The 21,715-nt window shown below is 61.0% G+C and carries 16 protein-coding genes and 1 tRNA gene; 15 read left to right on the forward strand and 2 right to left on the reverse strand.

The genetic code is table 11. The features are described from left to right. Positions 1 to 31 precede the first annotated feature (31 nt). Positions 32 to 865, forward strand: coding sequence for an alpha/beta fold hydrolase (locus tag INF32_RS09655; RefSeq protein WP_226388195.1), 834 nt, complete (start codon positions 32 to 34; stop codon positions 863 to 865). Positions 866 to 964: 99 nt separating this feature from the next. Here INF32_RS09655 and INF32_RS09660 read toward each other — a convergent pair whose 3' ends face one another. Then, on the reverse strand, positions 965 to 1,729 hold the full coding sequence (locus INF32_RS09660; protein ID WP_226388196.1) for a NigD1/NigD2 family lipoprotein: 765 nt from the start codon (positions 1,727 to 1,729) through the stop codon (positions 965 to 967). Between the two features lie 179 nt (positions 1,730 to 1,908). Here INF32_RS09660 and rsfS point away from each other — a divergent pair, with 179 nt between their 5' ends. From rsfS to INF32_RS09685, 5 genes are all read left to right on the forward strand, one after another. Beyond that, a complete protein-coding gene (rsfS, locus tag INF32_RS09665) occupies positions 1,909 to 2,259 on the forward strand; it encodes a ribosome silencing factor (RefSeq protein ID WP_226388197.1) in 351 nt (116 codons plus the stop codon). 88 nt (positions 2,260 to 2,347) lie between these two features. Further along, positions 2,348 to 4,537 carry an ATP-dependent zinc metalloprotease FtsH gene (ftsH, locus tag INF32_RS09670; protein WP_226388198.1) on the forward strand — a complete coding sequence of 730 codons (2,190 nt, stop codon included), beginning with the start codon at positions 2,348 to 2,350 and terminating at the stop codon, positions 4,535 to 4,537. Beyond that, positions 4,518 to 5,351 carry a phosphatidate cytidylyltransferase gene (locus INF32_RS09675; protein ID WP_226388199.1) on the forward strand — a complete coding sequence of 278 codons (834 nt, stop codon included), beginning with the start codon at positions 4,518 to 4,520 and terminating at the stop codon, positions 5,349 to 5,351. The genes ftsH and INF32_RS09675 overlap by 20 nt, the downstream gene beginning before the upstream one ends. Before the next feature lie 18 nt (positions 5,352 to 5,369). Beyond that, positions 5,370 to 6,023: a phosphatidylserine decarboxylase family protein gene (locus tag INF32_RS09680; RefSeq protein WP_226388200.1), complete on the forward strand. Its 654-nt coding sequence runs from the start codon at positions 5,370 to 5,372 to the stop codon at positions 6,021 to 6,023. A 58-nt stretch (positions 6,024 to 6,081) separates the two neighbouring features. Continuing rightward, a complete protein-coding gene (locus INF32_RS09685; RefSeq protein WP_226388201.1) occupies positions 6,082 to 7,176 on the forward strand; it encodes an AI-2E family transporter in 1,095 nt (364 codons plus the stop codon). Between the two features lie 76 nt (positions 7,177 to 7,252). On the opposite strand, the gene INF32_RS09690 is transcribed toward INF32_RS09685, so the two are convergent. Next, positions 7,253 to 8,527 carry a replication-associated recombination protein A gene (locus INF32_RS09690; protein ID WP_226388202.1) on the reverse strand — a complete coding sequence of 425 codons (1,275 nt, stop codon included), beginning with the start codon at positions 8,525 to 8,527 and terminating at the stop codon, positions 7,253 to 7,255. A gap of 57 nt (positions 8,528 to 8,584) precedes the next feature. On the opposite strand from INF32_RS09690, the gene INF32_RS09695 reads away from it, so the two are divergent. From INF32_RS09695 to INF32_RS09735, 9 genes are all read left to right on the forward strand, one after another. Continuing rightward, complete coding sequence (locus tag INF32_RS09695; RefSeq protein ID WP_226388203.1) at positions 8,585 to 9,076, forward strand: metallophosphoesterase family protein; 492 nt, start codon at positions 8,585 to 8,587, stop codon at positions 9,074 to 9,076. 51 nt (positions 9,077 to 9,127) lie between these two features. Further along, positions 9,128 to 11,692 carry an ATP-dependent Clp protease ATP-binding subunit gene (locus tag INF32_RS09700; protein WP_226388204.1) on the forward strand — a complete coding sequence of 855 codons (2,565 nt, stop codon included), beginning with the start codon at positions 9,128 to 9,130 and terminating at the stop codon, positions 11,690 to 11,692. 163 nt (positions 11,693 to 11,855) lie between these two features. Beyond that, on the forward strand, positions 11,856 to 13,229 hold the full coding sequence (locus tag INF32_RS09705) for an MATE family efflux transporter (protein WP_226388205.1): 1,374 nt from the start codon (positions 11,856 to 11,858) through the stop codon (positions 13,227 to 13,229). A gap of 83 nt (positions 13,230 to 13,312) precedes the next feature. After that, the gene (locus INF32_RS09710; protein WP_226388206.1) at positions 13,313 to 14,797 is read left to right on the forward strand and encodes a PSP1 domain-containing protein; all 1,485 of its coding nucleotides are present in this window, start codon (positions 13,313 to 13,315) and stop codon (positions 14,795 to 14,797) included. A gap of 30 nt (positions 14,798 to 14,827) precedes the next feature. After that, complete coding sequence (locus INF32_RS09715) at positions 14,828 to 15,286, forward strand: gliding motility lipoprotein GldH (RefSeq protein ID WP_226388207.1); 459 nt, start codon at positions 14,828 to 14,830, stop codon at positions 15,284 to 15,286. A gap of 55 nt (positions 15,287 to 15,341) precedes the next feature. Next, complete coding sequence (gene trmB / locus INF32_RS09720; protein WP_226388208.1) at positions 15,342 to 16,061, forward strand: tRNA (guanosine(46)-N7)-methyltransferase TrmB; 720 nt, start codon at positions 15,342 to 15,344, stop codon at positions 16,059 to 16,061. Positions 16,062 to 16,210: 149 nt separating this feature from the next. Beyond that, positions 16,211 to 16,287: transfer RNA gene (locus INF32_RS09725), tRNA-Asn, on the forward strand. Between the two features lie 380 nt (positions 16,288 to 16,667). Next, positions 16,668 to 19,082 carry a glycoside hydrolase family 3 N-terminal domain-containing protein gene (locus INF32_RS09730; RefSeq protein ID WP_226388209.1) on the forward strand — a complete coding sequence of 805 codons (2,415 nt, stop codon included), beginning with the start codon at positions 16,668 to 16,670 and terminating at the stop codon, positions 19,080 to 19,082. A gap of 173 nt (positions 19,083 to 19,255) precedes the next feature. Next, positions 19,256 to 21,565 (forward strand): glycoside hydrolase family 3 N-terminal domain-containing protein, encoded by a 2,310-nt coding sequence (locus INF32_RS09735; RefSeq protein ID WP_226388210.1) that lies wholly within the window; start codon positions 19,256 to 19,258, stop codon positions 21,563 to 21,565. Positions 21,566 to 21,715 lie beyond the last annotated feature (150 nt).

Genomic DNA, 21,715 nt, shown 5'->3' on the forward strand with positions numbered 1-21,715 from the left:
GACGGGAAACCGCAGATTTTTTTGATCGGATATGGAAAAATTCATCATGGCGGACGGCTGCGCCACGCGCGTCCGGGACAATCGCGGGGAGGAACCCGCCATCGTGCTGCTGCACGGCTATCTGGAGTCGATCGAGGTGTGGGACGAATTCATACCCCTGCTCTCCCCTCCCTTCCGGGTCGTGGCGCCGGACCTGCCGGGGCACGGCATTTCGGAGGTGAAAGGGAAGGTCCACTCCATGGAATTCGAAGCCGATGTCGTCCACTCCGTTCTCACCGGGCTCGGCGTGAAACGCTGCTGCGTGGTGGGCCACTCCATGGGCGGCTACGTGGCGCTGGAATTTCTCCGCAAATATCCGGAGATGCTGTCGGGAATCATCCTGCTGCACTCCACGCCCAATCCCGATTCCGAGACCAAGCGCGAACAGCGGCAGCGGGAGATCGAGCTGGTGGAGGCGGGCCGGAAAGACCTGCTGGCCCGCATGACCCCGGACAAGGGGTTCGCGGCGGAGAACCGGTCCCGCATGGCCGGCAGGATCGGAGAGCTCGCCGACCAGATCCTGCTGACCGAGGACGAGGGGATCACGGCGCTCCTGCGCGGCATGTGCGGGCGGGCCGATGCGAACGGGACCCTGCGCGACAGCCCGGTCCCGCAGCTCTTCATCCTGGGACGCGGAGACGAATACATCACCGCGCCGGTTGCCGAAAAGATGATCGCCGGCCATCCGCAGGCCCGGGTGGCATGGATGGAGCACTCCGGACACATGAGCTTCCTGGAAGAGCCCGAAAAATGCGCGGAGATCATCCGGACATTCGTCCGCGAAACGGGCGGCACCCGCACGGACAGCGCCTCCGGACAAAAATAAACACTCACGCACGCTGTTTCCCGGCCGGTGCGCTTCGGGACGGAAAAAAGTGCGGGCGACCCGAAGACCGCCCGCACCCCACCTTAATCCAATATGTTGCTATTCCACAGATGTGGCGATCTGATCGAGCCGCAGCGCGGACTCGGGAGCCGTGGCCGGAGCGTTCAGCTTGAACGTACCGGTGTCGGAATGGGTCTGACCGTCGTACCCCTCCCACGTGAGGCGTACGGGCAGTTCGGTCTTGCCCTCGGGCACCAGCGGCACCATGTCGAAGGAGACGTAGCCGAACCCGCGATAAGCCTGCGGATCGCTGTACGCGTTGTGGCGCAGGGTCAGGAAGACGGAGTCGCCGCTGATGCGTGCGTCGTCCTGCACCAAGTTGATGAAGTGGGTCCCCCCGCCGTGCAGGATTTCGAACGTGATGTTCAGGAACCCGCCGCCGAACCACGCTTCGGCCACGTCGATGGGATCATGTCCGATGCTGTCCTCGCGCACCTCCTCGTCCTCGTCGATGAAACTCTGTTTCACGACATCCTTCGACAGCACATCGTAGAGCATGTTCAGCCGCACGTAGTAGTCTTTCGTACCGTCCATTCTGGGCGAGTCGCCCAGAATGGTATAGTTGGCGATCACGCGCTGGCCGTCCTTCACGGGCCACCCGGGAACCAGGTTGGCCGAAAGCAGCAGACGCGAGCCGTTGTCCAGCCGGATCGTGTAGTCCCGCACGTAGTCGTCGCCGTTGCCCTCGATCACGCCGTAGCTGATCCAGAACTTGTCGAGGCTGTACCCGTCATCGTCGTCGCACGCACTGAACCCCGCAGCGAGCAGGCCCAGCACCAATGAAATTTTCAGTAAACGTTTCATAATCGTTTTTTATTAAACCTATTCTTTTTTTGCCGTTTTCAGAGGATAGATGCACCCCGGCGGAAAAACGTTGCACGGGGGGCAAAAAGTATTTGCAGGATATTTGTTGGGAACCACTCTCGCGGATATTATGAAAAATTTCGTACATTTGCGGACTTAACACTTATTGTACTGATTTTATGAACGAACTGATCGACACCATCGTCGGTGCCATACAGGATAAGAAGGGAAAGAACGTCGTGGCGCTCGACCTGTCGGATTTCGACGGGGCCATCACCTCCGCTTTCGTGATCTGCAACGCCGACTCGACCACGCAGGTGGCCGCCATCGCCGCGGGCGTGGAGGAGAAGGTGGAAGAGACCCTCGGCCAGAAGGTGTGGCGCGTGGAGGGGCTGAACAACAGCCTGTGGGTGGTCATGGACTACGGCGACGTGATGGTGCACATTTTCCAGACCGAACTGCGCGACTTCTACAAACTGGAGGAGTTGTGGGCCGACGCACCCGCGACCGCCTACCGGGAGGAGGAATAGCGGCCGGGGACCGGGGAAACAACATATTCGGGAAATTCCCGTTTACCGGTTAGACCGACATTAACTTAACACATTAAGAAGAGAGCCGATGGCTACACAACCGAACAACATACCGAAGCCGGGAGGCTTCCGGAAGCCGAAATTCAACATATTCTGGGGATACGGACTGATCGCCCTCATCCTGATCGTCTGGTCGCTCATGGGCACGGGCGCCGCCCCGGCCACCTCCAACTGGAACGTGGTGAAGGAGATGATCCAGCAGGGCGACGTACAGAAGATCGTGGTAATCAACAAGGAGACCGCCGAAGTCTACCTCACCCCCGCCGCCGTGGAGAAATACGCGAAGGAGAAGGAGTACCGGACGATTCCCCGCACCGGAGCGCAGCTGACCTTCAACATCGGTTCGCTGGACTATTTCCAGACCGATTTCGAAAACACGATCGCCCAAAAGGGGCAGGACGTGCCGCTCATGTTCGAGAGCCGCCGCAACGTGTGGGCCGACATGCTCACCACGATCCTCCCCTTCGCGCTGATCATCGGCGTGTGGATACTGATCATGCGCAGCATGTCGCGCAACGGAGGCGGCGCCAACGGAGGCATCTTCAACGTGGGCAAGGCCAAGGCACAGGTGTTCGACAAGGACAGCATGGTCAAGACCACGTTCAAGGACGTGGCCGGACTGGAAGAGGCCAAGGTGGAGATCATGGAGATCGTGGACTTCCTCAAAAACCCGCAGAAATACCGCGACCTGGGCGGCAAGATTCCCAAGGGAGCGCTGCTGGTCGGTCCTCCGGGAACGGGCAAGACCCTGTTGGCCAAAGCCGTGGCGGGGGAGGCCAACGTGCCGTTCTTCTCGATCAGCGGCTCGGATTTCGTGGAGATGTTCGTGGGCGTGGGCGCCTCCCGCGTGCGCGACCTCTTCCGCCAGGCGAAGGAGAAGGCTCCCTGCATCGTCTTCATCGACGAGATCGACGCCATCGGCCGGGCCCGCGGCAAGAACGCCGGATTCTCGTCGAACGACGAACGGGAGAACACGCTGAACCAGTTGCTGACCGAAATGGATGGCTTCGGCACCAACGCCGGGGTCATCATCCTGGCCGCCACCAACCGGGTGGACATCCTGGACAAGGCTCTGTTGCGGGCCGGACGGTTCGACCGGCAGATCGAAGTGGGGCTGCCCGACGTGAAGGAGCGCGAGGAGATTTTCGAAGTGCACCTGCGCAACCTGAAGCTCGTGCCCAACCTCGACCGCTCGTTCCTGGCCAAACAGACACCCGGATTCTCGGGAGCCGACATCGCCAACGTCTGCAACGAGGCGGCCCTGATCGCGGCCCGCGGCAACAAGAAGGCGGTGGACCGGGAGGACTTCCTGGCCGCCATCGACCGGATCGTGGGCGGTCTGGAGAAGAAGAACAAGATCATCACCAAGGAGGAGAAGCGTACCATCGCCTACCACGAGGCGGGTCACGCCACCGTCAGCTGGATTCTGGAGAACGCCAATCCGCTGATCAAGGTGACGATCATCCCGCGCGGCAAGGCGCTCGGCGCCGCCTGGTACCTGCCCGAAGAGCGGCAGATCACCACGCGCGAACAGCTGATGGACGAAATGGCCTCCATCCTGGGCGGGCGCGCCTCGGAGGAGATGAATTTCGGCACCATATCGACCGGAGCCCTCAACGACCTGGAACGCGCCACGAAACAGGCCTATGCCATGGTCGCCTACTTCGGCATGAGCGGCAAGGTGGGCAACATGAGTTACTACGACTCCACAGGCCAGAGCGACATGGCGCTGACCAAACCGTACAGCGAAAAAACGGCGCAGGAGATCGACCAGGAGGCCCGTGCCGTGATCGACGAGGCGTACAAAATGGCACAGGAGGTGCTGACCACCCACCGGGAAGGTCTGACCCGGCTGGCCGAACTGCTGCTGGAACGGGAGGTGATCTTTACGGACGACCTGGTGAAAATTTTCGGCAAACGCAAGAAAGACATTCAGAAGGAGGCCGAAGAGGCCGCCGCCCGGGCCGAAGAGGAGAAGAATAAATCGGGACAGGAAACCGCTTCGTCCGAAACCGGAACGGCAAAGACACCGGCCCCGACAGCGCCGCAACCCGCCGCAGAAACGGAAACGTCCGCCGCCCGGGGAGATTCGCCGGAGAAGGACGGAACGCACGCATCTTCCGCCCGGAGCAGAACGACGCCCCCACCGCCTCCCGTCCCGAAAAAACCTGAGGTAAAAGAGAACGAACTCTTCCCCGATGAATCCGACGGCCAATAACATTCTGATCCGCACGCTGAGCGGCCTCGTACTGCTGGCGGTGGTACTGGGAACGGTACTCCTTTCGGTGTGGAGTTTCGGGATTCTGCTGGCCGTCATCGGAGGCGGGTCGATATGGGAATTCTACCGTATCGCCGCCGCGACGGGACTGGCCCCGCAGCGGGGATTCGGCACGGCGCTGGGTATCGCGCTGATCGCGGGAGGCCTCACGGTGGCGGCGGGCGTGTGCCCCCCCGCCGTACTGGCGGCGTTCATTCCGCTGACGGCCGCCGTCTTCATCGCGGAACTCTACCGTAAAAAGGAAAATCCGTTGGGCAATATTGCCGTCACGCTCGCGGGCGTGCTCTATGCGACGCTGCCGCTCGCCCTGCTCCCCTTCGTGGGCATCCGGGAGGCCGGGGACGAAATCCTCTACCGCCCGTGGGTGATTCTCAGCTACATCTTCATCGTATGGAGCAACGACATCGGGGCTTTCCTCACGGGAAGCGCCCTGGGACGTCACCGGCTCTTCGAAAGGATTTCCCCGAAAAAGTCATGGGAGGGATTCGCCGGAGGGATCGTCGCCGCGGTCGGCGTGGCCATACTGGCCGGCCGGATGCAGGGGGGCGATCCGTTGCTGTGGGGCGCGCTGGGTGCGGTGGTAGCCGTGAGCGGTGTGTGGGGCGACCTGGTGGAGTCGATGTTCAAACGCTCGGTCGGGATCAAGGATTCGGGCCGCATGATGCCGGGCCACGGCGGATTTCTCGACCGTTTCGACGCCATGCTGATCTCCGCCCCCTTTGTTTTCGTTTATTTTATTATCTTTACCCTGTAAATCCGTTTCTGCTGACCTATGAGAATCAATAAAGAGGGATACACGATCATCGCCGTAACGGCCGGCATCGCCGTGGCGGTATCCCTGCTCGCCATACTGTTGCTGCCGCTGTGGCTGGGATGGACCCTCTGCGGCGCCATGCTGCTCGTGCTTCTGTTCGTGGCGGCCTTCTTCCGCGAACCGGAACGGGCCGTGGTCCGGGAGGAGGGCGTGGTCTTCGCCCCGGCCGACGGGACCGTGGTGGTCATCGAACAGGTGGCCGAGAACGAATTCCTCGCCGAGGACCGGATTCAGGTCTCGGTCTTCATGTCGCTGTCGAACGTCCATATCAACTGGTTCCCCGTGGGAGGCAGGGTGGTCTATTTCCGCCACCACCACGGGAAGTATATGGTGGCATGGCACCCGAAGTCGTCCGAGGACAACGAACGCACCACCACCGTGGTCGACACGGGACGGCATACGATCCTCTTCCGCCAGATCGCGGGCCTCATCGCCCGGAGGATCGTCTCCTACGCGGAGGAGGGAAAGAGCGTGGGACAGAACGACAAGTGCGGCTTCATCAAATTCGGTTCGCGCGTGGACCTGATGCTGCCCGTGGGATCGGAAATTCTGGTCTCGATCGGCGACAAGGTGACGGGCAGCCAGACCCCGATCGCCCGGCTGCCGCAATAACAGGATATTGCCCGCCCGGCAGGGAGAGAGCCGGAAACGTACCGCAAAAGAGAGGAGCATGACCAAACTGTCGAAATACATCATCGGGATCGCCGCCACGGCGGTCATCCTCTTTCTGGTGTGGTATTTCAGCAATATCGTGGCCTACATCCTGGTCTCGGCCGTGCTGGCCATCATCGGCAAGCCGCTGGTGACGCTGCTCTCCCGGCTGAAAATCCGCCGCAGGCACATGCCCAAATGGCTGGCCGCCCTGCTGACGCTGGCCTTCATCTGGGCCGTCATGGTGACTTTCTTCACGCTTTTCATCCCGCTGGTGTTCGACAAGCTCAACGAGTTCTCCTCGCTGGAGATCCACCAGCTCATCGACTCGTTCCGCGAACCGCTCGCTTCGCTGCAGGAACTGATCGTCGGCCTTTTCGGGGAACAGGCGCAGAACTTCTCCCTGACCGACTCGCTCACCCGGCAGATCGCCCCCTATTTCAACATCAACGTCATCAACGATATTCTCGCCTCGATCGTCTCCATCATCGGGAACACGGTGGTGGCGCTCTTTTCCATCTCGTTCATCACCTTTTTCTTCCTGAAGGAGGACCACCTCTTCTTCGACATGGTGGTGGCCGTCTTCCCGAAAAAATACGAGGAGAATATCTCCCGGGCCCTGAACTCGATCACCGTGCTGCTGATCCGCTACTTCACGGGCATCGTCTCCGAGTCGATCATCATGATGCTGGCCATCTCGATCGTGCTCATACTATTCGGACTGCCGGCCGGCACCGCATTCTTCATCGGGCTCATCATGGGCATCCTGAACGTCATCCCCTATATCGGCCCCCTGATCGGCGGCGGTCTCAGCCTGCTGATCGGACTGATAAGTCCCGTGGCAGGCATTTCCCACACGGGCATGCTGTTCATCATCGGCGGTACGATCCTCGTATGCAAGGGATTCGACGACTTCGTGCTGCAACCCACCCTCTACTCCAACCGGGTCAAGGCGCATCCGCTCGAGATTTTCCTCGTGATCCTGATCGCAGGCAGCGTGGCGGGCGTTCTGGGCATGCTGCTGGCCATCCCCGCCTACAACGTGATCCGCGTATTCGCCAAGGAGTTCTTCAACAACTTCCGGCTGGTGCAGAAACTGACCGAAAAGATCTGATAGGCTGCGTCCGCGGAGCGCTCCGGGCAGACGGCATCCCGACAGGCGGCCGGACGCCGTCCCGGTCCGTGTCCGCTCAGTATTTCCCTTTCCAGAGATTCCTGATCCGCTCGGCGATCGTACGCTCGTGTGTATTGTCGCCCGGCATGTAGAACCTTCTGCCGGACATTCCCTCGGGCATGAACTCCTGGTCGGCGAAATTTCCCTCGTAATCGTGGGCGTACTTGTAATCGGCTCCATAACCGAGGTTCTTCATCAACTTGGTGGGAGCGTTGCGGATGTGGAGCGGGACGGGACGGTTCGTGGTATCCCGGTTCACGAAATCGAGCGCCGCCCCGATGGCCGCATAGGCCGAATTGCTCTTGGGACTGGTCGCCAGATAGATCGTCGCCTCCGAAAGGGGAATACGTGCCTCGGGCATCCCGATCTTGTGCACCGTATCGAAACAGGCGTTGGCCAGCAGCAGAGCGTTGGGGTTGGCCAGCCCGATGTCCTCGGCCGCCAGGATCACCAGCCGGCGGGCGATGAACTTCGGGTCTTCGCCCCCGGCCAGCATCCGGGCCAGGTAGTAGACCGCCGCATTGGGATCGCTCCCGCGCACCGACTTGATGAAGGCCGAGATCACGTCGTAGTGCTGCTCGCCGTTCTTGTCGTAGAGGGCTATATTCTGCTGGAGACACTCGGTGACGTTCCGGTCGTTGATGACCACGTCGCCCTCCGTGGCACCGGTGAGAATGTCGAGGATATTGAGCAGCTTGCGGGCATCGCCTCCGGCGAAGGTGAAGAGGGCGGCCGTCTCCTCGACCCGGATATTGCGCTGCTTGAGCTCCGTGTCCTGGTGCAGGGCGCGGTCGAGCAGGATACGCAGGTCGGCATCCTCCTGCGCCTTCAGGACATAGACCTGGCAGCGGGAGAGGAGCGGGGAGATCACCTCGAAGGAGGGGTTCTCGGTCGTGGCCCCGATCAGCGTCACCACGCCCTGTTCGACGGCCCCCAGCAGGGAATCCTGCTGCGACTTGTTGAACCGGTGTATCTCGTCGATGAACAGGAACGGCGGCGCCGCATTGAAAAAGCGCTGTTTCCGGGCCTGTTCGATCACCTCGCGCACCTCCTTGACACCCGAAGTGACGGCCGAAAGCGTATAGAAAGGACGGTCCAGCGTACCGGCCACCAGCTTCGCCAGCGTGGTCTTCCCCACTCCGGGAGGCCCCCAGAGAATGAAGGAGGGGACGTTGCCCGTCTCCAGAAAACGGCGGAACACGCCGTCCGGACCGACCAGATGGCTCTGGCCGATATACTCTTCGAGGGTGCGGGGACGCAGGCGTTCCGCCAGCGGAATGTGATTTTGCATACCGGAAAAACGTTTGGCGGGATAAAGATAGTATTTTAATCGCTATCTTTGTCCTGCATGAAAAAGATCGGACTCATATCGGACACCCATGGCTGTTTCGACGGCAAACTGCGCGGGTTCCTCGCCGAAACGGACGAAATCTGGCACGCCGGCGACATCGGCACCATCGAACTCTCGGACGAGATCGCCGCCTTCAAGCCACTGCGGGCCGTACGAGGGAATGCCGACGGAGGGACGGTGCGCATCGCATGGCCGGAATTCGACCTGTTCGACTGCGAGGGGTTCCGGGTGCTGATGACCCACATCGGCGGCTACCCCGGCCGCTACGACAGGCGGGCGTGGGCCCGTATCGCGGCCGACCGTCCCTCGATCTTCGTCGCCGGGCACTCCCACATTCTGAAGGTTCAATTCGACAAAAAAAACGATCTGCTCTACCTCAATCCCGGCGCGGCAGGATGCTATGGCTTCCACCACGTTAGAACGGCCCTGCGTTTCGAAATCGACGGTACGGACATCCGGAACCTCGAGGTGGGCGAATGGCCCCGATAAAATATCGGACCCGCATATTCCGTTCTTCTATCGGAGAAAAACGAAACGAATATGCAAATCAGACATTCGAAAGCACTGGAACAACTACTGGCGCAGAGCCTCGCCGAGGCCCGGAGAATGGGTCTGGAACAGATATGCCCGGACAGGATTTTCCTGGGAATGGCGGGCGAACGGAACTGTCATGCCTTCCACATCCTGCAGAAACTGCTCAAGGAGTGGGAACTGCACCAGGTCAAGACGCGCGTGGAGCGCGACCTGGCAAAAACGGTTCTGAAAAGCAGGAAGAAAAACGACGAAACGACATCCGCCGCAGCGCTCTGCGAACGGATGGAGACAGTCTACAACCGTCTCACCCCGCACGCGGGCGTACTGAACACGGGACACCTGCTGGTGGCCCTGCTCGAAGACCGCAGCCTGCCCTCGACCCGGGCGCTGGAGTCATACCACGTCTCGCCGGAGGCGGTGACCGAATACCTCGTACAGCTTCCGGCCGAGGAGGATTTCTACGAAGACCTCCGGGCGCTGGAACGGATGAGCAACACGCAGATCGAAATCCGGAATTTCGAAGGCATCCATCCCCCGGGGGAGGAGGACGGTTACTACGAATCGGAAAGCACCGGGACCTCTCCCCGCAAGAGCGGCCGGCGGAGTTCCCGTACCGATTCCGTACTGGAGAAGCATGCCACGAACCTGACGCGGGCTGCGGCCGACGGGGAGATCGACCCCGTGGTGGGACGCGAACAGGAGATCGAACGGCTGATCCAGATACTCGGGCGCCGCAAGAAAAACAATCCGATCCTGATCGGCGAAGCCGGCGTGGGCAAGAGCGCCATCGTAGAAGGGCTGGCCCTGCGCATCGCCCGCCGCGAGGTGCCTCACTCGCTGCGGGGCAAGACGCTCTATTCGCTGGACGTCACCTCGCTGGTGGCCGGGACCAAATACCGGGGACAGTTCGAGGAGCGCATCCAGGCCCTGCTGTCGGAGTTGACGCAGAACCGGGACATCATCCTGTTCATCGACGAGATACACACGATCGTGGGGGCCGGCAGCACGCAGGGCAGCCTCGACACGGCCAACATCCTCAAGCCGGCGCTGGCCCGCGGCGAACTGCAATGCATCGGGGCCACCACGCTGGACGAATACCGCGAGAGCATCGAGAGCGACAGCGCACTGGAACGCCGTTTCCAGAAGATTCTGGTCGAACCGACCACGAAGGCACAGACGCTGGAGATACTCCGCAACATCAAGCCCCACTACGAAAAACACCACTACGTACACTACACGGAGGAGGCGCTGCGGGCCTGCGTGGAGCTGACCGAACGGTACATCACCGACCGCCAGTTCCCCGACAAGGCGATCGACGTACTGGACGAAGCGGGTTCGAAGGCCCACATCTTCCAGGTGAAGGAGCCCGCCCTGCTGGGCGAGCTCGAAAGCCGGATCGAAGAGGCCGGACGGCGGAAAAGGGAGGCCATCGAGCGTCAGGAGTACGAGCAGGCCGCCGAAATCCGCATCCGGGAAGTGGCCCTGAAAAACCGGCTGACCGAAAGCCGGGCCGGCTGGCAGCGCGAACTGGCCATGAACCCGGTAGTGGTGCGCGGTGAACACATCGAACAGGTTATCACCTCGATGACGGGCATTCCCGTAGAAAAGGTGTCGCAGGGGGAACAGGCCCGCCTGCGCGACATGGAGCGTCACCTCGGCAACATCGTGATCGGACAGGAGAGCGCCGTGGAGAAGGTGACCCGGTCGATCCTGCGGAGCAGGTCGGGACTGAAAGACCCCGACAAGCCGATCGGAGTGTTCATGTTCGTCGGTCCCACGGGCGTAGGGAAGACCCATCTGGCCAAGGAACTCTCCCGCTGGCTGTTCGACCGGAAGGAGGCGCTGGTGCGGGTGGACATGAGCGAATACTCGGAGAAGCACAACGTCAGCCGGCTGATCGGCTCGCCCCCGGGATACGTGGGCTACAACGAAGGGGGACAGCTGACCGAGAGCGTCCGCCGGCAGCCTTACGCCGTGGTGCTGTTCGACGAGATCGAAAAGGCCCATCCGGATGTCTTCAACATCATGCTCCAGATTTTCGACGACGGACAGCTGACCGACGGTCTGGGACGCAAGGTCGATTTCCGCAACACGATCATCATCATGACCTCTAACGTGGGTTCGCGGGCCGTGACCCGGAGCAGCAACGTGGTCGGGTACAACACGGGCAACAAATGCACGATCGAACTGACCAACCGCGAGGCAGGCTACCGCAAGGCGCTGGAGGAGACCTTCGCTCCGGAGTTCATCAACCGGATCGACGACATCGTCATCTTCAACACGCTCTCGCAGGAGGATGTCGGCCGGATCGTCGACCTGGAGCTGGCCGAACTGAACGACCGGGTGACAGCCCTCGGCTACCGGCTCGAAATCACACCGGAGGCCAAGGCGCGGCTGGCGGAGATGGGCTACCAGGCCCGCTACGGAGTGCGTTCGCTCAAGCGCACGATCCTCGAACAGGTGGAGGAGCCTCTCGCGCAGAAGATCGTGGACGGCGAGATAGGCCGGGGCGACGTGATCGAAATCGGATGCGCCGACAGCGCCATCGAACTGCTGAAAAAAGCCGTATGACGCGACGCACGGCAAGGTAAAACCCTGCCTGACAATAAATGAGTGACCGACGGGAGCCCTCTTCTACTCAGGGGCTCCCGTTTTTTTACGGCCGGCATTTCGCATTGCGGGAGGAAACCGTTATCTTTGCGCTCCCTTTCCACACGAACCGAAACGCGAACGTATGCCGAACTTTTTCGACCGATACAGGGACCAGTACCGCAGGAACCTCGCGCTGGCCATCCCCGTCGTGCTCTCGCAGGCGGGACAGGTGGTCGTGCAGCTGGTGGACAACGCCATGGTGGGGCGCCTGGGAGCCCTGCCGCTGGCTGCCGTATCGTTCGGTGGCTCGGTATTCTTCATGCTGATGATCGTGGGCGTGGGAATTTCGCTCGGGCTGACGCCGCTGGTGGGCGTCTCCTTCTCCCAGCGCGACCACCGCAGTTCGGCCGTCTACCTCCAGAACGCCGTGCTTCTCTACGGCATACTGAGCCTCGTGCTGTTCGGGCTCTCGCAGGCGATCGTCCCCTTCATGCACCGCATGGGCCAGCCGCCCGAAGTGGTGGAGATGGCGATCCCCTATTTCAACTATATCGCCTGGAGCCTCATCCCGCTGCTGCTTTTCCTCGCCTTCAAACAGTTCCTGGAAGGAGTGGGCAACACCCGGGTGGCGATGACGATCATCATTTCGTCGAACCTGGTGAACATCGTGTTCAACTACCTGTTCATCTACGGCAAGTTCGGCTTTCCCGAAATGGGAGCTGCCGGGGCCGGGCTCGCCACGCTGATCTCCCGCATCATCACACCCGTCTGGGTGATCCTCTACTTCCGGAGGAAGGCTTCGTTCAACCGGTACTTCACCTTTTTCCGATGGGGAAACTTCGCGTGGAAACGGATCAGGGCGCTGCTCACCATGGGCATCCCGATCTCCATGCAGATGTTCATGGAGGGATCGGCCTTCGTGCTCACGGGCATCATGATGGGATGGATCGGCACCTACCAGATCGCCGGCCACCAGATCACGACCGTCATCTCGAACCTCGCGTTCATGATCGTGCTGGGAATCGGCGCCGCCACCACGATCCGGGTCAGCCACGAATACGGGCAGGGAAACCCCGTTGCACTGAAACTCGCCGCCACCGCGTCGTACCACATAGGTCTGGCATGGAACGTATTCACCGCACTGGTGTTCATCCTGCTGCGCAACTACATTCCGCTCCTGTTCACCTCCGACCCGGAAGTGGTGAAGGTGGCCTCCACGCTGCTGCTTTTCGCGGCGATGTTCCAGATATCGGACGGGCTGCAGGTGATCTCGATCGGCATTCTCCGTGGGTTGCAGGACGTGAAGATCACCACCGTGATCGCCTTTTTCTCCTATATCGTGATCAACCTGCCGGCCGGATACTTTTTCGCCTTCGTGCTGGGACTGGGCGCCCCCGGCCTCTGGATGGGACTGATTCTCGGACTGTCGGTCGCCGCCGTGCTGCTGATCCAGCGTTTCCGCAGGCAGTATGCCCGGCTCGTGGCCCGCACTCCGGCGGAGGGTGCGAGGAAATAACAAAAATATCCTTATATTTGTAGATTGAAGACTTTCTGCACGCCCGGCGCGGCAGGGGCATAACATACATACACCGATAACCGATGGACTGCAAAGATCATAAAGAGGGCTGCTCGCTCGACATGGGACGCGGCTGCGAATTCTGCCGCAGGGAGGGCGAAACCACGGCCCGCGCCTGCGAAGGATGCTACAAACTCCACTCTACCGACTGGCTGGAGGGCTATCCCGACAACTTTCCGGACGACATTTTCGAAGTCCGTTTCAAAAATACGCGCCGCAGCTACTACCGCAACGTCAACAATCTGCCGCTCAAGCGGGGCGACATCGTGGCGGTGGAGGCCTCTCCCGGCCACGACATCGGCATCGTCTCGCTCACGGGCGACATGGTGGCCAAGCAGATGAAGCGGGTGGGGTTCAATCCGCAGAACGGAGAATTCAAGAAGATATACCGGAAAGCCAAGCCCTACGACATCGAAAAATGGCAGGAGGCGATCGCGCTGGAGCACGGGACGATGATCCGTTCGCGGCAGATCGCGGCCGACATGGGGCTGAACATGAAGATCGGCGACGTGGAGTACCAGGGCGACAAGATCAAGGCCATCTTCTATTACATCGCCGACGAACGGGTCGATTTCCGCGAACTGATCAAGGTCTTCGCCGAGCACTTCCGCATCCGGGTGGAGATGAAGCAGATCGGAGCCCGGCAGGAAGCGGGGAGGATCGGGGGACTGGGTTCGTGCGGACGGCAGTTGTGCTGTGCCTCGTGGATCTCGAGTTTCGTCTCGGTCACGACCAATTCGGCCCGGCACCAGGAGATTTCGCTCAATCCGCAGAAACTGGCCGGCCAGTGCGGCAAGCTCAAATGCTGTCTGATCTACGAACTGGACACCTACATGGACGCCCGCCGGGAGATTCCCAGGATCAACCAGCCGTTGCAGACGCTCGAAGGGGAGTATTATCTGGTCAAGACCGACATTCTCGGCCGCACGATGAGTTTCAGCACCAGTCCCAATTCGATGGTCGGGGTGGTGACGTTGCCCGTGGCCCGCGTCCGTGAAATCCTGGAGATCAACAAGCGGGGCAAGAAGGCCGACCGGCTGATCGACATCGACCTGACCGCCGCCGCAGAGGAGGAGCCCGATTTCGTGAACGTGATCGGAGAGGAGAGCATCACCCGTTTCGACAACAAGAAACGCGAAGGACGGGGCAGGAACCGGGGACGGGGACGCGACCGCGGACGGGGAGGCAACGGACAGAACGACAACCGGCAGAGCGCACAGGGACAGGGCGGCGAGGCAGGGCCGAAACCCGACAACGGGAATCAGCCGCGCGGCGGAAACGGCAAGGGCGGCGACCGCAACCGGAACAACCGGACGGGCGGCAACAACCGCCAGGCTGCCGGAAACGGGCAGCCCAACGACTCCGCGGCCTCCGCACAGGGAACCCCGTCCGGAAACGGCACGGGCGGCGACCGCCGTCCGCGACCCAAACGCCACAAGAAGCCCGGGAACCGCGGCGGGAACAATCCGGGAGGGAACCAGACGGCAGGAGGCGGTCCTCTGGCATAACCGTCCATGAAACATCCGTCAGGAAGATATATGCGAGTGCTTCTCGGCATCGGCTGTGCGGTGCTGTTATGGGGGTGTATGGCAGACCACAGGGTATTCATGGCCGACGTGAACCCCTTGGGCTGGAAGACCGGCGACGCCGTCACCGCAGAATTTCCCAACGGAGACACCGTTTCGTTCTGCAACCTGTACGTAGTCGTCCGCTACGACGAACGTGCCGCCGGACGGGAGGTGCCGCTGACCGTCGAGACCCTGGCACCCGATTCGCTCGCCGTCGGGGAGACGATCACGGTGCGGATTCCCCGCAGAACATTCGACCGGGCCATCGAACGGAACTCCGTCTTTTTCGAACGGGAGGAACCCTACCGGCTACGCGCCCGGCTGCAGCGGCAGGGGGTGTACCGGTTCCGTTTCACTCCGGTCGGGACAACGCCCGTGGAGGGAATCGCAGCGATCGGCATCCGGGCCGTCCCGGACGGCGGGCGATGATCCCGCTCCTCCTTTACCGACAAACCGAAAACCATTACGACCACACGATAGATTCATGGGAAAAGACAAACTCAGACGTTTCGAAGAGAACCTCACGTTCCGCAATCTGGTACAACCCGCCTTCGAAGAGGTTTTCCGCACGGACCACCGGTTGAAAGGACGGTGGCGGCAGGACTTTTTCGGCAACGACCGCCCGATCGTACTCGAACTGGGGTGCGGACGGGGAGAATATACGGTCGCCCTGGGGAGGATGTTCCCCGAAACCAACTTCATCGGGGTGGACATCAAGGGGGCGCGCATGTGGCGGGGCGCCAAGACCGCCACGGAAGAGGGACTGGACAACGTGGCTTTCCTGCGCACACGGATCGAGTTCATCACCTCCCTGTTCGGACCCCGGGAGGTGAACGGCATCTGGATCACGTTTCCCGATCCGCAACTCAAAAAGAACCGGATCAAGAAACGGCTGACAGCCCCCGCTTTCCTGGGCTACTATGCCGCCTTTCTGGCTCCCGGAGCACCGGTCCATCTGAAGACGGACAGCCAGCACCTGCACCGCTACACGAAAGCCGTGATCGACCGCAACGGTCTGACAACGGAAGCGGCCTGCGACGACATTTACGGCACGGGCTACGCGGACGACATACTTTCGATCCGGACGGCCTACGAAACCCAATTCCTGAAACAGGGGCTTCCGATCACCTACCTGCGGTTCCGTCTGGACGGACGCAAAGAGTTCGAGGCTCCCGTATTCGAACCCGACGAAGAGCTCTCGTAGCGGTGCAAAACACGAAAAAAAACGAAATTTTGAGTTTTTCGCGCGAAGCATTTGGTATAAACAAATAATTGGCTTATATTTGCACACCGAAAACGGGAAAAAGCACTCTTCAGGAAGGACGAAGGGCGTTTCCCGGGAAACGGAAACATTCCTCAATAGCTCAGTTGGTTAGAGCATCTGACTGTTAATCAGAGGGTCCCAGGTTCAAGTCCTGGTTGAGGAGCCAAAGCGGACAAATCGTAAAAAATGCGGTTTGTCCGTTTTCTTTTTACTTGCCGTCGCCTCTTTACAAGAATCTAAAACGAAACTTCGAAAGGTTCGATGTCGTCCGATTTTTTCCATAGCGGATTTCCTGCGGAAACAACCGGATTCTGCACGTTCCGTCGTTCATTTCCGACATTTGGCAAATCGCACGATTTCAATAGATCAGAACGTATAACCCGATGCGTCGTCCGCACCACGGACGGGATTCGGCACCCTCTTTTTCATAATACAGCCGTCTCCCGTTTTTCGGCCGATTCGCAAAATATGCTTACATTTGCGACAGAACCTCACGGAAGGTACGAAAAGACAAAAACCCTGAATATTCACCCTAAACCCATTACCATGAAAAATTTCCGGACACTCCTGCCGGCTCTGTTGCTGGGATGCGGCTTCGCCAACGGGAGCACCGCCCAGCCGTCGGCCGACATCTACCGCGACGGATGGATAGATTTCAACAAAAACGGACGGAAGGACATCTACGAAGACCCCGCGCGTCCCGTATCGGAACGTGTCGAAGACCTCCTTTCGCAAATGACCCTCGAAGAGAAAAGCTGCCAGCTGGCCACACTTTACGGTTTCGGCCGCGTGCTGAAAGACTCGCTGCCCACCCCGCGGTGGAAAAACGAAGTGTGGAAAGACGGCATCGCCAATATCGACGAGATGCTGAACGGCGTGGGGTCCGGGCTCCGGCGCGCCCCGGAGCTGATCGTGGACTACGCCGGACACGTCAGGGCGAAGAACGCCGTACAGCGATGGTTCGTCGAGCAGACCCGGCTCGGCATTCCCGTCGAATTCACGAACGAAGGTATCCACGGTCTCAACCACAGCAAAGCCACCCCGTTGCCCGCACCGATCGGAATCGGCTCGACCTGGAACCGCTCCCTCGTCAGACAGGCCGGCGAAATCGCCGGCAAGGAGGCCAAAGCGCTGGGTTACAAAAATGTATATGCACCCATTCTGGACGTCGTGCGCGATCCCCGCTGGGGCCGGACGCTGGAGTGCTACGGGGAGGACCCCTTCCTGATCGCCGAACTGGGCATCCGGATGGTCGAGGGTATCCAGTCGCAGGGAATCGCCTCCACGCTGAAGCACTTCGCCGTGTACAGCGTCCCCAAGGGAGGCCGCGACGGCAATGCCCGGACCGATCCCCATGTGGCCCCGCGCGAACTCCACGAAATGTTCCTCTATCCGTTCCGCCGGGTCGTGCAGGAGGCCAAACCGATGGGCGTGATGAGCAGCTACAACGACTGGAACGGGGAACCGGTCAGCGCCAGCCGCTACTTTCTCACCGAACTGCTCCGCCAGCAGTACGGATTCGACGGTTACGTGGTGAGCGACAGCGAAGCGGTGGAATTCATCTACACGAAACACCAGGTGGCCGAAAGTTACGACGACGCCGTCCGGCAGGTGCTGGAAGCCGGACTGAACGTCCGTACCCACTTCACGCCCCCGGCCGATTTCATCCTTCCGATCCGCCGGCTGGTCAAGGCGGGCAAATTGTCGGAAGAGGTGCTCGACCAGCGGGTGCGCGAAGTTCTCTCGGTGAAATTCCGGCTCGGACTGTTCGACGCGCCTTACACCGACGAATCGCCCGAGTCGATCGGCGTGGCCGGCATGGACAAGCATCTGGATTTCGCCAGGGAGATACAACGCCAGTCGATGGTGCTGCTGAAAAACGAAGACAACACGCTGCCGCTCGACCGGAAAAAGGTGAAACGCATCCTCGTGACCGGTCCGCTCGCCGACGAAAGCAACTTCATGATCAGCCGCTACGGCCCCAACGCCCTCACTCCGGTGACCGCCTTGCAGGGTATCCGCGACTACGTGGGTAAAGACGCTTCGGTAAGCTATGCCAAAGGCTGCGAAGTGGTCGACGAAGGGTGGCCCAACACGGAACTCGCCGCCACACCCCTCTCGGCAAAGGAACGCGGCATGATCGCCGAAGCCGTGCGCCAGGCCCGGAAGAGCGACGTGGTGATCGCCGTGCTCGGCGAGGACGAGAAGCGCACGGGCGAAAGCCGTTCGCGCACCTCGCTGGAGCTGCCTGGACGCCAGCAGCAACTGCTGGAAGCGCTCCACGCGACCGGCGTGCCCGTGGTGCTGGTGCTGGTCAACGGACAACCCCTGACGATCAACTGGGCCGACCAACACATCCCCGCCATTCTCGAAACATGGTTCCCCTCGGTGGAAGGGGGTACGGTGATCGCCGAGACGCTTTTCGGGGAGAACAACCCGGGAGGCAAACTTCCCATCACCTTCCCGAAGTCGACCGGACAGATCGAACTGAACTTCCCCTACAAAAAAGGTTCCCACGGAGCACAGCCCGTAAGCGGCCCCAACGGAGCCGGAGAGACGCGCGTTCTGGGCCCGATCTATCCTTTCGGCCACGGACTCAGCTACACGACTTTCGCTTACTCCGACCTGCAGGTATCCCCGAAAGAGAACCATGCGGGCGGCAAATTCACGGTAACGGTGAAGGTAACCAACACGGGCGACCGTCAGGGCGACGAGGTGGTGCAGCTCTACGTGACCGACAAGGTAAGCAGCGTGGTCACCTACACCTCCGTACTGCGGGGATTCGAACGCGTATCGCTCGCCCCGGGAGAGACCCGTACGGTCACTTTCGAGCTGCATCCGTCCCACCTGCAGCTGCTCGACCGGAACATGAACTGGACGGTGGAGCCGGGCCGGTTCGACATCATGGTCGGAGCGTCGAGCGAAGACATCCGGCTGAAAGAGACGGTCACGGTCCTGTAACGGTCCTTTCCCTATTTTCCATAGCCTCCGCAGCTCTCTGCGGAGGCTTTTTTATCCGGACGGCTCCGGTTCTTCGTTTTCCCCGCTCCGATTTCCGGGAAAAAACGTATTTTTGTAGAGGGACGGACCGACCCGTCCCCTCACACCTACCCTGACCAACCGGAAAACGACGTATGAAAACGACGCTCAAATCCTTTCTGCTGTTCACCCTGCTCCTCGCGGCATGCGGCCGCACGACCGATTCGGAACCGGCCTACCTCGACCCGTCGCTCCCTGCGGAGACCCGTGTAGAGGACCTTCTCCTGCGGATGACCCTCGAAGAGAAGGTCGGGCAGATGTGCCAGTATGTGGGAATCGAACATATCCTGGACGCCGAAAGGCGCCGGAACGAAAACCTCGCGCAGAACGAGGACGCTTACGCATTCTACCCCGGTCTCGGCACCGCAGACCTCGAAAGGCTCGTGACCGAAGGCCGGATCGGCTCGTTCCTGCACGTAGTCTCGCCCGCCGAAGCCAACAGGCTGCAGACACTCGCCCGGCAGAGCCGGCTGAAAATCCCCCTGCTGATCGGTATCGACGCCATCCACGGCAACGGCATGGTGAGCGGCTGCACGGTCTACCCCAGCCAGATGGGCATGTCCTGCACGTGGAGCCCCGCGCTGGTGGAGGAGGCAGCCCGGCAGACCGCCCTCGAAATGCGTGCCACCGGATCGCAGTGGGCCTTCTCACCCAATCTCGACATCGCACGGGACGCCCGGTGGGGCCGCACGGGAGAGACCTTCGGCGAAGACCCGCTGCTGGTCGCCGAGATGGGGGCGGCCATGATCCGCGGATTGCAGGGCGATGACCTGAAAGGAGGGGTGCTCGCCTGCGCCAAACATCTGGTGGGAGGGAGCGAACCGATCAACGGGCTGAACGTCGCCCCGACCGACCTGTCGGAACGGACCCTGCTCGAAGTCTATCTGCCGCCCTACAAGGCTGCCGTGGAGGCCGGGGCCTGCACCTTCATGCCTGCCCACAACGAAATCAACGGAGTGCCCTGCCACGCCCACCGCTACCTGATGAACGATCTGGTCCGCGAGGCGTGGGGATTCGAAGGCTTCTACGTGAGCGACTTCCTGGACATCGAACGACTGGCGGAGGTCCACCGCGTGGCGGCGTCGCAGAAGGAGGCGGTCTACAAGACCGTACGGGCCGGCATGGACATGCACATGCACGGTCCCGGTTTCGCCGAACCGCTGCTCGAACTGGTCCGCGAAGGGAAAATCTCCGAAAAACGGATCGACGAATCGGTCCGGCGGATTCTCTCGGCCAAATTCCGGCTGGGCCTCTTCGAACAGCCGCTGGCCGACACCGCGGCCATGGCCTCGCAGGTGTTCACCGAAGAGCACCGGGCCCATTCGCTCGACATGGCCCGCAAGTCGATCGTCCTGCTCAAGAACGAAAACGGTATCCTGCCGCTCGACGCGAAAAAATACCGGAAAATCCTCGTCACGGGTCCCAATGCCGACAGCCAGTCGCTGCTGGGCGACTGGAGCCTGCTCCAACCCGACGACCGTGTCACGACCATCGTGGAGGGAATGCGGGAACAATCGCCCGAAGGGGTGCGGATCGACTTTCTGGACATGGGCACCTCCATCCCGGGCATGAAGCGGGAGAAGGTGGAGGAAGCGGCCCGGATCGCCTCCGGGTACGACCTGGTGGTGCTCTGCCTGGGCGAATGTTCGCTCCGCTACCGGGGCAGGGACCAGACCGCCGGGGAGAACGTGGACCGCGACGACATCCGCCTGCCGGGACTGCAGCCCCGGCTGCTGGAAGCCGTCCACCGGAGCGGCACACCGGTCGTAGGCGTGGTGGTGAATGCCCGGCCGCTCGACTTCACGTACATGAAGGAACATATTCCGGCGATCGTCGAAGCATGGGAGCCGGGCAGTTTCGGAGGGCAGGCCGTCGCCGAAATCCTCTGGGGCAAGGTGAATCCCAGCGGCAAACTCACGGTCAGCTTCCCCCGCAACGTGGGACAGATTCCCGTCTTCTACAACCGGAAGCCGTCCCAGTACGTCCGCCGCTATTTCCGCAGCCCCCACGGAGCCGTGTACGAATTCGGCGAAGGGCTCAGCTACACGACCTACGCCTACACCGGGCTGAAGATCGACCGGACGACCGTCGAAGCGGACGAGACGGTGACCGTTTCGGTCGATGTACAAAACACGGGCGACCGGGCGGGTGAAGAGATCGTCCAGCTGTACCTCAACGCTCCTGTCAGCGACGTCACGCGTCCGATCAAAGAGCTCAAGGGATTCCGCCGCATCGCGCTGGAGCCGGGCGAGAAACGGACGGTCACCTTCACCCTCACCCCCGAAATGATGGAGACCTACGACCTCTACCTGAACCGGTCGGTCGAACCGGGCCTGTTCCGGGTCTTGATCGGCCCTTCGTCCCGGACCTCCGACCTACTCGAAGGGAGTTTCGAGGTGATCTGACCGCAGCGAGGAAACCGCATGTGAATCCGAAGGCCGGAGATGCGCAATCCGGCACCCGTCTTACGGACGGCCGCTTTTTTTCCTCCCGGTCCGACGGAATTCGGAATATATTTGTATCATTGTTGCAAGATATGTATGCACAACCAATAA

It is taken from the genome of Gallalistipes aquisgranensis, assembly GCF_014982715.1.
GTDB lineage: Bacteria > Bacteroidota > Bacteroidia > Bacteroidales > Rikenellaceae > Gallalistipes > Gallalistipes aquisgranensis.

What these genes read in the sequence shown, in the direction of transcription:
- INF32_RS09655 (WP_226388195.1), top strand. Translation starts at nt 32, where the DNA reads ATGGAAAAATTCATCATGGCGGACGGCTGCGCCACGCGCGTCCGGGAC.
- INF32_RS09660 (WP_226388196.1), bottom strand. Translation starts at nt 1,729, where the DNA reads ATGAAACGTTTACTGAAAATTTCATTGGTGCTGGGCCTGCTCGCTGCG.
- rsfS (WP_226388197.1), top strand. Translation starts at nt 1,909, where the DNA reads ATGAACGAACTGATCGACACCATCGTCGGTGCCATACAGGATAAGAAG.
- ftsH (WP_226388198.1), top strand. Translation starts at nt 2,348, where the DNA reads ATGGCTACACAACCGAACAACATACCGAAGCCGGGAGGCTTCCGGAAG.
- INF32_RS09675 (WP_226388199.1), top strand. Translation starts at nt 4,518, where the DNA reads ATGAATCCGACGGCCAATAACATTCTGATCCGCACGCTGAGCGGCCTC.
- INF32_RS09680 (WP_226388200.1), top strand. Translation starts at nt 5,370, where the DNA reads ATGAGAATCAATAAAGAGGGATACACGATCATCGCCGTAACGGCCGGC.
- INF32_RS09685 (WP_226388201.1), top strand. Translation starts at nt 6,082, where the DNA reads ATGACCAAACTGTCGAAATACATCATCGGGATCGCCGCCACGGCGGTC.
- INF32_RS09690 (WP_226388202.1), bottom strand. Translation starts at nt 8,527, where the DNA reads ATGCAAAATCACATTCCGCTGGCGGAACGCCTGCGTCCCCGCACCCTC.
- INF32_RS09695 (WP_226388203.1), top strand. Translation starts at nt 8,585, where the DNA reads ATGAAAAAGATCGGACTCATATCGGACACCCATGGCTGTTTCGACGGC.
- INF32_RS09700 (WP_226388204.1), top strand. Translation starts at nt 9,128, where the DNA reads ATGCAAATCAGACATTCGAAAGCACTGGAACAACTACTGGCGCAGAGC.
- INF32_RS09705 (WP_226388205.1), top strand. Translation starts at nt 11,856, where the DNA reads ATGCCGAACTTTTTCGACCGATACAGGGACCAGTACCGCAGGAACCTC.
- INF32_RS09710 (WP_226388206.1), top strand. Translation starts at nt 13,313, where the DNA reads ATGGACTGCAAAGATCATAAAGAGGGCTGCTCGCTCGACATGGGACGC.
- INF32_RS09715 (WP_226388207.1), top strand. Translation starts at nt 14,828, where the DNA reads ATGCGAGTGCTTCTCGGCATCGGCTGTGCGGTGCTGTTATGGGGGTGT.
- trmB (WP_226388208.1), top strand. Translation starts at nt 15,342, where the DNA reads ATGGGAAAAGACAAACTCAGACGTTTCGAAGAGAACCTCACGTTCCGC.
- INF32_RS09730 (WP_226388209.1), top strand. Translation starts at nt 16,668, where the DNA reads ATGAAAAATTTCCGGACACTCCTGCCGGCTCTGTTGCTGGGATGCGGC.
- INF32_RS09735 (WP_226388210.1), top strand. Translation starts at nt 19,256, where the DNA reads ATGAAAACGACGCTCAAATCCTTTCTGCTGTTCACCCTGCTCCTCGCG.